This window comes from Pseudomonas sp. D3, from assembly GCF_029320995.1.
Taxonomy (GTDB): Bacteria; Pseudomonadota; Gammaproteobacteria; order Pseudomonadales; family Pseudomonadaceae; genus Aquipseudomonas; species Aquipseudomonas paraveronii.
In genome coordinates this window covers 4788697-4803211 of sequence record NZ_CP119772.1, presented here as the reverse complement: position 1 = coordinate 4803211, position 14515 = coordinate 4788697, and the positions used below count along the sequence as shown (strand labels likewise).

Annotated in this window: 11 protein-coding genes; 10 read left to right on the top strand and 1 reads right to left on the bottom strand. The window is 59.0% G+C overall.

Features of this window, described 5'->3' with window-relative positions; genetic code table 11:
• Positions 1-213: 213 nt before the first annotated feature.
• The gene (locus tag P3S72_RS22075) at positions 214-1800 is read left to right on the top strand and encodes a sigma-54-dependent transcriptional regulator (RefSeq protein ID WP_276194224.1); all 1587 of its coding nucleotides are present in this window, start codon (positions 214-216) and stop codon (positions 1798-1800) included.
• Between the two features lie 40 nt (positions 1801-1840).
• Here the strand turns inward: P3S72_RS22075 and P3S72_RS22070 are convergent, their stop codons facing one another.
• Complete coding sequence (locus tag P3S72_RS22070) at positions 1841-2605, bottom strand: hypothetical protein (RefSeq protein ID WP_276194223.1); 765 nt, start codon at positions 2603-2605, stop codon at positions 1841-1843.
• Positions 2606-3204: 599 nt separating this feature from the next.
• Here P3S72_RS22070 and P3S72_RS22065 point away from each other — a divergent pair.
• From P3S72_RS22065 to P3S72_RS22025, 9 genes are all read left to right on the top strand, one after another.
• Positions 3205-3945, top strand: a complete 741-nt coding sequence (locus P3S72_RS22065) for a flagellar basal body rod protein FlgF (protein WP_276194222.1) — start codon at positions 3205-3207, stop codon at positions 3943-3945.
• A gap of 67 nt (positions 3946-4012) precedes the next feature.
• A complete protein-coding gene (gene flgG / locus P3S72_RS22060) occupies positions 4013-4798 on the top strand; it encodes a flagellar basal-body rod protein FlgG (RefSeq protein ID WP_276194221.1) in 786 nt (261 codons plus the stop codon).
• A gap of 53 nt (positions 4799-4851) precedes the next feature.
• Positions 4852-5547 (top strand): flagellar basal body L-ring protein FlgH, encoded by a 696-nt coding sequence (gene flgH, locus P3S72_RS22055; protein WP_276194220.1) that lies wholly within the window; start codon positions 4852-4854, stop codon positions 5545-5547.
• Positions 5548-5574: 27 nt separating this feature from the next.
• A complete protein-coding gene (locus tag P3S72_RS22050) occupies positions 5575-6663 on the top strand; it encodes a flagellar basal body P-ring protein FlgI (protein ID WP_276197975.1) in 1089 nt (362 codons plus the stop codon).
• Between the two features lie 4 nt (positions 6664-6667).
• Complete coding sequence (gene flgJ / locus P3S72_RS22045) at positions 6668-7933, top strand: flagellar assembly peptidoglycan hydrolase FlgJ (protein WP_276194219.1); 1266 nt, start codon at positions 6668-6670, stop codon at positions 7931-7933.
• Positions 7934-7943: 10 nt separating this feature from the next.
• The gene (flgK, locus tag P3S72_RS22040) at positions 7944-9980 is read left to right on the top strand and encodes a flagellar hook-associated protein FlgK (RefSeq protein WP_276194218.1); all 2037 of its coding nucleotides are present in this window, start codon (positions 7944-7946) and stop codon (positions 9978-9980) included.
• Positions 9981-9994: 14 nt separating this feature from the next.
• Positions 9995-11578 (top strand): flagellar hook-associated protein 3, encoded by a 1584-nt coding sequence (locus P3S72_RS22035; RefSeq protein ID WP_276194217.1) that lies wholly within the window; start codon positions 9995-9997, stop codon positions 11576-11578.
• Between the two features lie 281 nt (positions 11579-11859).
• Positions 11860-12789, top strand: a complete 930-nt coding sequence (locus tag P3S72_RS22030) for a ketoacyl-ACP synthase III (RefSeq protein WP_276194216.1) — start codon at positions 11860-11862, stop codon at positions 12787-12789.
• 265 nt (positions 12790-13054) lie between these two features.
• On the top strand, positions 13055-14500 hold the full coding sequence (locus tag P3S72_RS22025) for a flagellin (RefSeq protein WP_276194215.1): 1446 nt from the start codon (positions 13055-13057) through the stop codon (positions 14498-14500).
• Positions 14501-14515 lie beyond the last annotated feature (15 nt).

The window sequence follows — 14515 nt, the reverse complement described above, 5'->3', positions numbered from 1 at the left end:
GTACGTATTGATAACCCGGCTGGAGCGAGATTCCATCCGCCTGCGCGAGGAGGTTGTAGGAAAATTTACTGCTATTCGTAAAGTATTCGTTACGGATGGGCCGCTAATCGATGTGTTGGGCTGTAAAAAGGTCGCCAGGTGTCACATAATCTTGACGATTATCTGCGCCCAGCGACAAAAAGACGCGGCGCCTACTCTTCTTCGGGCCTTTTCATGCGTATCAAAGTGCATTGCCAGAACCGCATCGGCATCCTGCGGGACATTCTCAACCTGTTGGTGGAGTACGGCGTCAACGTCGCCAAGGGCGAGGTCGGCGGTGAGCATGGCAACGCCATTTACCTGTTTTGCCCGAACCTGGTGAACATGCAATTCCAGGCGTTGCGCCCAAAGTTCGAGGCGATTGCCGGGGTGTTTGGTGTAAAGCGTGTAGGGCTGATGCCCAGCGAGCGTCGGCATATGGAGCTCAATGCGCTGCTCGGTGCCCTGGAGTTTCCAGTGCTGTCCATCGACATGGGCGGCTCGATCGTCGCCGCCAACCGTGCGGCCGCGCAGTTGCTCGGGGTGCGGGTGGACGAGGTGCCGGGCATTCCGCTGTCGCGCTACGCCGAGGATTTCGATTTGCCGGAGCTGGTGCGCGCGAGCAAATCGCGGATCAATGGCCTGCGGGTCAAGGTCAAGGGTGACGTGTTCCTGGCGGACATCGCGCCGCTGCAATCGGCCGAACACGACGACAGCGAAGCCATGGCCGGCGCGGTGTTGACCCTGCACCGTGCCGACCGCGTCGGTGAGCGTATTTATAATGTGCGCAAGCAGGAACTGCGTGGCTTCGACAGTATCTTCCAGAGTTCCAAGGTCATGGCTGCCGTGGTTCGTGAAGCGCGGCGCATGGCGCCATTGGATGCGCCGCTATTAATAGAGGGCGAAACCGGCACCGGCAAGGAGCTGCTTGCCCGCGCCTGTCACCTGGCCAGCCCCCGTGGCCAATCACCGTTGATGGCCCTCAATTGTGCCGGCCTGCCGGAGTCGATGGCCGAGACCGAACTGTTTGGCTACGGCCCCGGCGCTTTTGAAGGGGCGCGGGCCGAAGGCAAGCTGGGGCTGCTGGAGCTGACAGCGGGCGGTACGTTGTTTCTTGATGGCGTCGGGGAAATGAGCGCACGGTTGCAGGTGAAGTTGCTGCGCTTCCTGCAGGACGGTTGCTTTCGCCGAGTCGGCAGTGATGAAGAGGTGTACCTGGATGTGCGGGTGATTTGCGCAACCCAGGTGGACCTTTCGGAACTCTGCGCGCGGGGTGAATTCCGCCAGGACCTTTATCACCGCCTGAACGTGCTGTCGCTGCATATCCCGCCTCTGCGCGAATGCCTCGATGGTCTGGGGCCACTGGTGGAACACTTTCTCGACCAAGCCAGCCGACAGATCGGCTGCCCGTTGCCCAAACTGGCCCCGGCCGCTATGGATCGGCTCAGCCATTACCACTGGCCGGGCAATGTACGGCAGTTGGAAAACGTGTTGTTTCAGGCGGTGTCGTTGTGTGAGGGCGGGACGGTCAAGGCTGAACACATTCGCCTGCCGGACTACGGCGTGCGTCAGCCCCTTGGCGATTTTTCCCTGGAAGGCGGCCTGGAAGCCATCGTCGGTCGTTTTGAAAGGGCCGTGCTGGAAAGTCTGTATGCCGAACATCCCAGCAGTCGGCAGTTGGGTAAGCGCTTGGGCGTTTCCCATACAACGATTGCGAACAAGTTGCGGGACTATGGCATGAGCAAGGAAAGTGCTGGCAAGCGTCCTGAACACGGCACTTGAAAGGCGCTATGTTCAGGTTGTTCTGCGGTGGCAGGCAGCGTTAAAACACCAGGAAACCCCTGTCCGGGCCTATGACGATGGAGCTACCCGTCTCCTTCTCTATCCAGGCCAGATTGGCTTCTTGATCCGGATGGGTGGGGTAGAGTATGCCCAGGTTGTAGTTCTTGTCTTTCGGCAGTCCCTCAAGGCTCTTAGTAATGTCAGGGGACAGCGCTCCGTACTTTCCGGATCTCAGTGCGTCGGTTGATATCCCTTCATTGGTACTTTTGGGGTTGAGGATTGACAGGTCGATGTGTTCGAGCAACGCCGAGCCATGGGGTGGAAATAATCTACCCTCTTTGCGACTTTCGATTTCGATGGCGGCGCCACCTTTTTGCGGAACCCAAAATACGCCGCCACTCATCCTTTCATTCTCTTCTTTAGAGATTGAGACGATTCGGTAATCCTGGTTTTTATCCAGTTTTTCCAGTTCTTTGAGTGCGCTGCGCGACAAGGGGCCGAACTTACCGCTGCGCACATCGTTAGCGGACACGCCAAAGTCGGCTTCAAAGGTCCTGGTCGGGAGGCTCTGCAGCAGTTTTTGTAGTGCGAAGACCGTTGGATTGACGTCACAGCATGGCGTTTCCCAATCCCTGTTTTTCGCGTAATTGTTTGGGTTTAACTCTGGGCGTGTCTCCAGCGGACGTCGTTGTTTCGAAGGCCGGGTGTTTAACGACTCGACTATGTTGAGAAGGTTGTTATAAAGAAATTGTATTTGCCAGTTTGTTGCTGCTTGCATAGAAGGAGTGTTGCAAGTGCCAGACATTTAAATACCCTTAAGTGCGAATAAGTTGATAAGGCGCGAATGATCGTAAAGTAGTCGTGACTGCTTTGCGATGGAGCGAAGTTACGAGAGCTGTATTTAATCGCCAAGCGGGTTTTGATCAGTAAATGTAAAAGGCTATCGGAGTATTCTTGTTTGGGGTTGGGTTTGTCTGGTTGTTATAAAAAACAAGAGAACTACATATGTGCTCACTCATTTGCGGTGCCGTCAGGTAGGCGGCTTTTTTGGGGTTTGTAATGGGTGGACAATAAAACTTCGCGCCAGTCGTTTCGAGATGACCGGGGAGGAGGGCAAGTGCCCAGTGGCTTGCCAAGTGTTTCAGCGGTTCGGCTTCATCCGCGACCATCCAATGCCGTCGCGCTTGAGTGCTTGGAAAACACCCGTAGGACTCCAACCTTTGCCGTCAGCGGCATAACTCCGCCGTTTTTTCGACTCCTCCTGGGCCGGTCTTTTTCGACGCCTTGCCGCAAACCCTTGCCCCGCCTGGACTTTCTGCGCTTTTAGAAAGTTGGTTCGCAAATTGCTTAAGTCTTATCAGTACAGCGGTGGGCGGCAAGCGTCCGTCAGAAAGAGGATAAAGCGTGGACAAGTACCTTTACGTGGCAATGACCGGCGCCAGCCAGAATGCTCTGGCGCAGAAGGCCCATGCCAACAATCTGGCGAACATTTCCACCAACGGCTTCCAGCGCGATCTGGAGCAGGCGCGCTCGATACCGGTGTTCGGCGACAGCTTTCCGGCGCGGGCCTTTGCCCTGACCGAGCGGCCCGCCACCGATTTCTCTCCGGGCGCCATGATCGAAACGGGTCGTGACCTCGATGTGGCGGTCGGCGGCGACGGCTGGATGGCCGTGCAAACCCCAGATGGCAGCGAAGCCTACGTGCGCAGCGCCAGCATGAATGTTGATGCGCTCGGCGTGCTGCGGGCCGGCAATGGTATGCCGATCATGGGCAACGGTGGCCCGATCGCCGTGCCGCCGCAGCAGCAGATTGAAGTGGGCGCCGACGGCACCGTCAGCATTCGCGCGATGGGTGAAGGCCCACGGGTGATGGCTGAAGTGGATCGGATCAAGCTGGTCAAGCCCGACGTCAAGAACATGACCAAAGGCCTGGACGGCACCATCCACACCAAGGACGGCCAGCCGGCCCAGGTCGATGCGAGCGTCAAGCTGACCTCGGGTTTCCTGCAGGCGAGCAACGTCAATGCGGTGGAAGAAATGACTGCGGTGCTGGCGCTTTCCAAGCAGTTCGAGCTGCACATCAAGATGATGAACAGCGCTAAAGAAGACGACCAGGCCATGACGCGCGTTTTGGCAATGAGCTGATTGCGGTTTCACTGAATACTAATTTTGCGGCGCAGCGCCAACAAACAGGCGCACGAAGGAGAACAGCATGCTTCCGGCTCTATGGGTTGCCAAAACAGGTCTGTCTGCCCAGGACACCAACCTGACCACTATTTCCAACAACCTGGCGAACGTTTCGACCACGGGCTTCAAACGTGATCGCGCCGAGTTCCAGGACTTGCTCTATCAGATCAAGCGCCAGCCAGGTGCCCAGTCGACCCAGGACAGCGAACTGCCGTCGGGCCTGCAATTGGGTACCGGTGTGCAGATCGTCGGCACCCAGAAAAATTTCACGGCCGGTAACCTGCAGCAAACCGGTCAGCCTCTGGACATGGCGATCAACGGCAAAGGGTTCTTCCAGATCCTGCAACCAGACGGGACTACGTCCTACAGTCGAGATGGTACTTTCCACCTGGACTCCAACGGCCAAATCGTCACGGCCAACGGTTTTGCCTTGCAGCCGGCCATCGTCGTGCCTGCCAATGCCCAGACCTTCACCGTCGGCAACGATGGCACCGTGTCCATCACCGTGGCTGGCAACCCGGCGTCGCAAGTGATCGGCAACGTGCAAACCGCCGACTTCATCAACCCGGCCGGCCTGCAAGCCATAGGTGGCAACCTATTCCTGGAAACCGCCTCCAGTGGTGCACCGCAAATCGGCACCCCTGGCCTGAACGGCTTCGGCACCACGCTGCAAAGCACCCTGGAAACTTCCAACGTCAGCACCGTGGAAGAGATGGTCAACATGATCACCACTCAGCGCGCCTACGAGATGAATTCCAAGGTGATTTCCACCGCCGACCAGATGCTTTCGTTCGTTACGCAGAATCTGTAATCAAGTCTATGGGGCGCTCCTTAGGGCGCCTGCAACACCGTGAGGTTAGGGTCATGAATCGCTATGTTTCCGTTCTGGCATTAAGTGGGATTGCCGTGCTCGCGGGCTGTGTCGCCCCGACGCCAAAACCCAATGACCCGTACTACGCGCCGGTGTTGCCGCGCACGCCGTTGCCGGCGGCGGCCAATAACGGCTCGATCTACCAGGCCGGTTTCGAACAGAACCTGTACGGCGACCGCAAGGCGTTCCGGGTCGGTGACATCATCACCATCACCCTCAACGAGAAAACCACGGCCAGCAAGAACGCCAACTCCCAAGTGGACAAGACCAGCAAGAACAGTGTTGGCCTGACCTCGTTGTTCGGCGCCGTGCCGAACACCAACAACCCCTTGGGCAGTGGTGACTTGAGCTTGAGCGCAGGCTACAGCGGTGACCGTGCCACCAACGGCAAGAGCTCTGCTGGACAGAACAACAGCCTGACCGGTTCGATCACCGTGACGGTGGCCGATGTATTGCCCAACGGCATCATCGCCGTGCGCGGTGAGAAGTGGATGACCCTCAACAGCGGTGACGAACTGGTGCGCATCGCCGGCATGGTCCGTGCCGACGACATTGCCACCGACAACACCGTATCGTCGACGCGCATTGCCGATGCACGCATTACCTACTCGGGTACGGGTTCGTTTGCTGATGCGAGTCAGCCGGGCTGGTTCGACCGTTTCTTCCTTAGCCCGCTGTTCCCTTTCTAGGTGGCCACTTTGAAATTCAAACAGCTGATGGCGGCGGCACTGTTGCTGTCCCTGAGCGCAGTCGCCCAGGCCGAACGCCTGAAAGACATCGCCAGCATTTCCGGCGTGCGTTCCAACCAGTTGATCGGTTATGGCCTGGTGGTCGGGCTCAACGGTACGGGTGACCAGACCACCCAGACCCCGTTCACCCTACAGACCTTCAACAACATGCTCTCGCAGTTCGGCATCAAGGTGCCGGCGGGTTCAGGCACCGCGCAGCTGAAAAACGTCGCGGCCGTGTCGATCAGCGCCGACTTGCCGGCATTCTCCAAGCCGGGTCAGGTAGTGGACATCACTGTGTCGTCCATCGGTAACTCGAAAAGCCTGCGCGGCGGCACCCTGTTGATGACGCCGCTCAAAGGTATCGACGGCAACGTCTACGCCATCGCCCAGGGCAACCTGGTGGTGGGCGGGTTTGACGCCGAAGGCCGCGACGGCTCGAAGATTACGGTGAACGTGCCGTCGGCCGGTCGTATCCCCGGCGGCGCCACGGTTGAACGCACCGTGCCCAGCGGCTTCAACCAGGGCAACAGCCTGACCCTGAACCTCAACCGTTCCGACTTCACCACCGCCAAGCGTGTGGTCGACAAGATCAACGACATGCTCGGCCCTGGCGTCGCCCAGGCTATCGACGGCGGCTCGGTCCGGGTTACCGCGCCGCTGGACCCAAGCCAGCGCGTGGATTACCTGTCGATCCTGGAAAACCTTGAGGTCGACCCCGGCCAGGCGGTGGCCAAGGTCATTATCAACTCGCGCACCGGCACTATCGTCATCGGCCAGAACGTCAAGGTGTCGCCGGCCGCGGTGACCCACGGCAGCCTGACCGTGACCATTACCGAAGACCCGATCGTCAGCCAGCCTGGGCCGTTGTCCAATGGCCAGACCGCCGTGGTACCGCGCTCGCGGGTGAATGCCCAGCAAGAAGCCAAGCCGATGTTCAAGTTCGGCCCCGGCACCACCCTGGACGAGATTGTCCGCGCGGTGAACCAGGTGGGCGCAGCGCCCGGCGACTTGATGGCGATCCTCGAAGCATTGAAACAGGCCGGCGCCTTGCAAGCCGACCTGATCGTGATTTGAGGCCATGGCCATGGATATGCGCAAGAGCGGGATCAGCAGCACGGCGGACTCGGGGTCTTATTCCGACTTGAACCGGCTTAATCAGCTCAAGGTCGGCGCCGACAAGAACAGCGATGGCAACATGCGCAAAGTGGCGCAGGAGTTCGAGTCGCTGTTCCTGAGCGAGATGCTCAAGTCCATGCGCTCGGCCACCGAGGCCCTGGGCAAGGACAACCCGCTGAACACCCCGGCTGCCAAGCAGTACCAGGAAATGTACGACCAGCAACTGGCCGTCTCGATGTCCCGCGAGGGCGGTGGTATCGGCCTGGCCGACGTGCTGATGCGCCAGATGCAGAAGAACAAGCCGGTGGACGCCCAGGCGGCCACCTTGCAGGGGCCGGCGGCGGCTGAACCGGTGAAGAAAGTCGATGTGCCGACTGAAATCGCCGCCGGCACCCAGGCGACCGGGCCATTGGGCCGCTCCAATGGCCAGCGACCGCTGTGGGCCTACCGCGTGGCCGTCGCCGAAGGCGCCAGCGCTCACACCAACGACGTGGCGCTGATGAACCAGCGCCGTATCGCCTTGCCGAGCAAGCTGACCGATCGACTGCTCGCCGGCATCGTGCCAACTGCGCCGGTCGCTATCGATGCCAACCGCGCGCCACTGCGTAACAGCGCCTTCGATGACAACGTGATCAACAGCAGCGCACACAGTTCTGCCGTGCCCAGCGGCCGCATGCAGGTCTACGGCCGCGCCGTGGCCCAGCCGCCGTTGGCACCAGCGAAGAAAGCCTTCAGCTCCCAAGATGAATTTGTCGCCACCATGTTGCCGATGGCCAAGGCCGCAGCGGCGCGTATCGGTGTCGATCCGAAGTACCTGGTGGCCCAGGCCGCCCTGGAAACCGGTTGGGGTAAATCGGTGATGCGCGCCGAGGATGGCAGCAGCAGCCACAACCTGTTCGGTATCAAGGCCGGCCAGAGCTGGCAGGGCGGCCAGGCCCGCGCGATCACCAGCGAGTTTCGCGATGGGGCAATGGTCAAGGAAACGGCGCAGTTCCGTTCCTACGATTCCTACCAGGACAGCTTCCATGACCTGGTGACGTTGTTGCAAAGCAATGATCGCTATAAAGAAGTTGTGAAATCAGCCGACAACCCGGAACAGTTTGCGCGCGAGTTGCAAAAAGCCGGTTATGCAACCGATCCGGATTACGCCAGCAAGATTTCGCAGATTGCCAAAACGATGAACAGCTACCAGAACTACGCTGCCGCGGGCGCGACCACTCATTTATAAGGTCTGAATCATGAGTTTGCTCAATATCGGGATGTCGGGGTTAAACGCCGCTCAAGGATCGTTGTCAGTCCTGAGTAACAACATTGCCAACGTCAACACCCCGGGATACTCGCGCCAGCAGACCACGCAGAATGCCAGCGTCAGTAACCAGTACGGCGGCGTGTATATCGGCAGTGGCACCACCCTTGGTGATGTGCGCCGTATTTATAACGATTTTCTGGGGGCCGCCTACCAGAAGAGCACCTCGCTCAACAGCGATGCCACCGCTTACGCGGGCCAGGCCTCTGCGATCGACAAGACCCTGTCGGACAAGTCCACCGGCATGTCCTCGGCGCTCAGCTCGTTTTTTGCCTCCCTACAGACCGCTGCGGCAACGCCCAGCGATGTGTCCGCGCGCCAACTGCTGGTGACCAGCGCCCAGACCCTGAGTAACCGCTTCAACTCGATTTCCTCACAGCTGACCCAGCAGAGCGAAGGCATCAACAGTCAGTTGAGCACCATGAGTGACCAGGTCAACAAGCTGACCTCCTCGATTGCCTCGCTGAACAACCAGATATCACAGGTCCAGGGTTCGTCGAACAGTACGCCGAACAATCTGCTGGATGCGCGCGATGAAGCGGTTCGCTCGCTCAACGAGCTGATCGGTGTCACCGCGACTGAGAAGAACGGCCAGTACAGCATCAACACCGGAACGGGGCAGTCGCTGGTCGAGGGCAGTACCTCCAATACGATTTCCGCCGTGCCCAGCAGCACCGACAATAGCCAGTACACCATCCAGCTCAAAATGGGCAGCACGTCGATGGACATCGGTTCTGTGGTGACCGGCGGCAGCATCGGCGGCCTGTTGCGCTATCGCAGTGATGTGCTGACGCCGGCGATCAACGACCTGGGGCGCATCGCCCTTGCGACCGCCGACAGCGTGAACAGCCAGTTGGGCCAGGGCCTGGATCTCAACAGCGATTTCGGTTCTTCGCTGTTCAGCGATATCAACAGCGCAACGGCCATTGCCCAGCGTAGCCAGGGGGCTGCGGGTAACAGCGCAGGGTCGGGCAACTTGAACGTGACGATTGCCGACAGCAGCAAGCTGTCGACCTTCGACTACAAGGTCACCTTCACCAGCGGCAACCAGTACAACGTGGTGCGCTCCGACGGTAAAGCCATGGGCGCGTTCGACACCACCACCACGCCGCCGCCGGTGATTGACGGGTTCACACTGGCGTTGGATGGCAATGGGCCGGTTGCTGCTGGGGATAGCTTCAAAGTCCGCCCGACGGCGACGGGCGCCAGCAACATCGGCGTCGGCGTCACAGACCCCAACAAACTGGCTTTTGCAGGGCCATTGGCCGGTAATGCAAGCAAGACCAACACCGGCACTGGCACATTTACAGCACCGACTTTGACGGTGCCGATAGACATCAATGGCGGCGCCACTACTGCTCAGTTGCGCACCGGGATCGAGAATTCGATGCCGGTGAAGATGGTGTTCGGCAAGCCAGCGGCGGACGGCACCCAGCCCTACACGCTCAGCGATGCCCAGGGCAACTCGATCGGCACCGGCAGCATTATCCCGGGCCAGGACAATAAGATCACCGCCAATGTGCCGATGCGCGATGCCACTGGCGCGTTGATTCCAGGCAAGAGCTTTAGTTTCGATACCACCGTGGCGGGTGCGCCTGCCAACGGCGACAGCACCACCTTTTCGTTCAACAGTGGCGCGACCTCCGATGGTCGCAACGCGCAGCAGTTGCTGGGTTTGCAGACCAAGGCGACGGTCGGTGCGGTGGATGGCAATGCGGGCGTGAGCCTGGTCAGCGCCAACAGCCGTCTGGTGTCTCAGGTCGGTTCCAAGGCCGCCCAGGCCAACACCGACAGCACCGCCACTGGCGCCCTACTGACGGCAAATAAGGCGGCTAGCAACTCTGCGTCCCAGGTCAACCTGGACGAGGAGGCGAGCGACATGATCAAGTTTCAGCAGTACTACACCGCGTCGTCGCAAATCATCAAGGCCGCGCAAGAAACCTTCAGCACACTGATTAACGCCCTTTAAAGGAGTCTGGAACGATGCGTATCTCTACACAGCAGTATTTCGACACCAGCTCCAGCAAGTATCAGGACAACTATTCGGGTGTGGTGAAGGCCCAGGACCAGGCGAGTTCCGGTGTCCGCGTACAAACGGCCTCCGATGACCCGGTGGCCGCTGCGCAATTGCTGATGCTGCAACAGCAAAAAGACATGCTGGGGCAGTACAACGGCAATATCACCACTCTGCAGAACTCGTTGACCAACGAAGAGAGCGTCCTGTCGAGCATCAATACGGTGATGCAAACCGCCAGCGGCTTGGCGTTGCAGGCCGGTAACCTCAAACTGAATGATGATGATCGCAAGGCGATCTCCAGTCAGGTGGGGGCGTTGGAGGATCAGGTATTGGGCCTGCTCAACACCAAGGACTCCAGCGGCAACTACATGTTCTCCGGGGCCAAGACCGATACACCGCCCTACAGTCGCAATAACGATGGCACCTACACCTACCAGGGTGATGAGACGCCTCTGAGCCTGCAGGTTTCGAGCAACCTGACGGTTGCTGCAGGGGATACGGGCAAGACCTTGCTGGAGAGTTCGTCCAATACCGGTCGCACCCAGACCACACTGTTGCCGCCGTCGGTCAACGACGGCACGGTTGCGATTTCGGCAGGGCTGGTCACTTCCGGCGCGGCTTACACCAAGAGTTTTGCCGATGGTCAGCCTTATAAGCTGACTTTCGCCAGCAGCACCCAATACAGTGTGACCGACAATGCCGGTAACGATGTCACGTCCGAGATCACCGGTAACGGCACATTTGACGCGACCAAGGAGGGCGCTTCCAGTGTCAACCTGCGTGGGGTGAAGTTTGATATCAGCCTGAACCTTGGGTCGGATGTGGCGCCGGGGGCTGCCTCTGATGCGTTGGTGGTGGGCAAGGCGTTTACCCTGGAAAGCAAGCCGGATACATTCAGCCTTTCGCGGACCGCGAGCAATGCATCCACGGCGCAGCTGACCGGCGGTCAGGTTACGGATCAGGCGGCCTACGCCAGCACCTTCCCCAACTCGGGGGCGGTGGTCAAGTTCACCAGCGGCAACGCCTATGAGGTGTACGCCCAGCCGTACACGGCCAACAGCAAGACGATCGCCACAGGTACCATGGCCACGGGCGCGACGTCGATCACCGCTGCCGGTGTGACCTTTGGTGTGAGTGGTACGCCGGGGGCGGGGGATCAGTTCTCCGTCGGTGCCACCAGCAACAAGAATATGAATGCTCTGGATACCCTGGGCGCATTGCGCAAGGCCCTGCTAGTTCCTGTCGATGGCAACCAGGTCGCCAAGAACACGCTCAAGGATGTGTTGAATACCACTATCGGCAACTTGTCCAATGCCTCGGCGCAGATCGACCAGGTACGTGGCTCCATTGGCGCGCGCCAGAACGCCCTGGATATTCAGGGCCAGGAAAATACCAGCCTGGGTTTGGCCAACACCTCCACCATGTCGTCGCTGGCGAACGTCGATATGGGGCAGGCCGCCATTGACCTGACACTGCAGCAGACCATGCTGCAGGCCTCGCAGCAGGCCTTCGTGAGAATCTCTCAGTTGAGCCTGTTCAGCAAGATGTAATTTCAGCGGCTGCAAACCTGCGGTTCACCCTGGAAGCGAGGTGGGCCGTTGTCGTTTCTGGCGGCGGGAATGTTGCAGGGTTTTGCACAAAGCGCACAAAATTGAGTGACCTGTGAGTCATAAAGCGCATCTTCACTGTATCGTGTGAAAAGGATAAGTCGCCTGCGGGTCTTTGCGTGGCGGCTTTCAGCGAAATTTTTACGGGGTTATCCCCTTTATTTTCAGCGCTCCCGGCATAGTCCGAGGGGTGTTATCCAGCTATTTAGTATTGGGAAGCCACAATGATTGGCATAAAAAGTATCGCCAGTTACGTGCCGGCAGACGGGATCGATAACTACGCCCAGGGTGCCAAATTCGCCAAGGATGAAGAATTCATCATCGGCAAGATCGGTTCGGCGTTCCTGCCGCGTAAGGATGCCGCGCAGGAAACCTCCGACCTGTGCGTCGAGGCGGTCAATGCCTTGTTTGCTGCCAACCCTCAGTTGTCGCGCGAATCCATTGACGCACTGGTCGTCGTGACCCAGAACGGCGATGAGGAGGGTTTGCCTCACACGGCCGCTATCGTTCAGGACAAATTGGGCCTGCCGACCCATGTGGCTGCGTTTGATCTCTCCCTGGGCTGCTCCGGCTATGTCTACGGCATCTATGTGATGAAGGGCTTCATGGAAGCGACCGGCCTGAAAAACGGCCTGCTGATCACCGCCGACCCGTATTCGAAGATTGTCGACCCGGACGACCGCAACACCACCATGCTCTTCGGCGATGCCGCCACCGCCACCTGGATGGGGGAAGACCCCGAGTGGTTGCTGGGCAAGTCGAAGTTCGGTACCGACGGTTCCGGCGCGCCACACTTGAAGGTCAGTGATGGCGTGTTTTTCATGAATGGTCGCCAGGTGTTCAACTTCGCCTTGCTCAAGGTGCCGGCGCATTTGCACGAGCTGCTCAACGAATCGGGCCTCAAGGCCGACGACATCGACGCCTTCTGCATTCACCAGGGCAGTGCGGCGATTGTTGATGCCGTGGCCCGGCGTTTCGAAGATGCACCTGTGGAGAAGTTCATCAAGGACATGGTCGAAACCGGCAACACCGTGTCTTCGAGCATTCCGTTGCTGCTGGAAAAACGCATGAATGACCCCGACTGGAAGCGCGTTGCAATCAGTGGGTTTGGTGTGGGCCTGTCGTGGGGTTCGGCGATTCTCTATCGCCCGTGATCCTCTGATGGTGCGGCACAAAAAACGCCCAGGCTCAAAAAGCCTGGGCGTTTTTTATTTGGCGCCAGAAAGCCCAGTATTTACGGGGCGGCAGGCGATCGTAAATGCTTGAATTCCAAAGGGTGGCCCCGTGCTAGTAAAAAAAATCAAAAAAATCCTCAAGCAACCTGCATTCACGACGATAACTATTACGAAGGTTCTCTAGGCCACACCCGGCGGTTGCCAGGGCCGGAAGCCGCAGTACACCACCCACGAGGATTTCGTCATGGCATTAACAGTAAACACCAACATTGCTTCGCTGAACGTTCAGAAAAACCTGAACAATGCTTCCACTGCCCTGCAAACTTCCATGCAGCGCCTGTCCTCCGGCCTGCGTATCAACAGCGCCAAAGACGACGCCGCCGGCCTGCAAATCTCCAACCGTCTGACCAGCCAAATCAACGGCCTGGGCGTTGCGATCAAAAACGCCAACGACGGTAGCTCGATTGCTCAGACCGCTGAAGGCGCGATGCAGCAGTCCACCAACATTCTGCAAAGCATGCGTACCCTGGCTCTGCAATCCGCCAACGGCTCGCCAAGCCCTGAAGACCGTAAGTCGAACCAGGCTCAATACTCTGCTCTGACTGCTGAATTGACCCGTATCGCGACCACCACCACCTTCGGTGGCAAGAACCTGCTCGACGGTTCTTTCGGTACTACTTCGTTCCAGGTCGGCGCCAACGCCAACCAGACTATCGACATGTCCATCGGTAACGTTGCAGCCAACAACATTGGTTCGCAGCAACTGAAAACCCAGGCCCTGACGCCTTCCGCAACCGGTATCGCCGGTGGCGCGATCACCGTTACCGGTGGTGGCCAGTCTGCAACCGTTACCCTGGCAGCTGGCGCTTCCGCCAAGCAGATCGCTGCTCAAATGAACGGCGCTGTCGGCGGCCTGGCTGCTACCGCCAGCACCGAAGCTCAGTTCACCGTGAACGCGGCTACCATTGGTGCGGCTACTCCTCCGAACGCTAACTTCACCCTGCAAGTGGGCAGCGGTACAGCCGTTCAGTTCACTGGCGTGACCAAAACGTCCGACCTGGCTGACCAACTGAAGTCCAACGCTGCCAAGCTGGGCATCAGCGTTAACTACGATTCGTCGACCGACGCTCTGTCGGTCAAGTCCGACACCGGTGAGAACCTGACCTTCAACGCTGGTGACGGCGGTGCTGCTGGTATCTCGGTTGCAACCAAAGACGGCACCGGTACCTACGGTACTGCTACTGCACTGGCCGCCACCGCGATCATTGCTACCGGTGCTGTTTCGCTGAACTCCTCCAGCAGCTACGCGCTGAACGGCGCGGGTGTAGCCGGTGTGTTCGCTGCCGGTGTTGCTACCGCTGCCAACTCCACCAAAACCACCGTCAACAACACCGACGTTACTACCGCTGCCAACGCGCAAAACGCGATCGACGTGATCACCCAGGCGATCTCGGACATCGACTCCCAGCGTGCCGGTCTCGGTGCTGTACAAAACCGTTTCGACAACACCGTTGCCAACCTGACTAGCATCGCCGACAACTCCACTGCCGCTCGCGGCCAGATCCAGGACGTTGACTACGCTGCTGAAACTGCTCAGTTGACCAAGCAACAAACCCTGCAACAGGCGTCCACTGCGATCCTGTCCCAGGCCAACCAACTGCCTTCTGCTGTACTGAAGCTGCTTCAGTAATAGCCATCGGTAGAT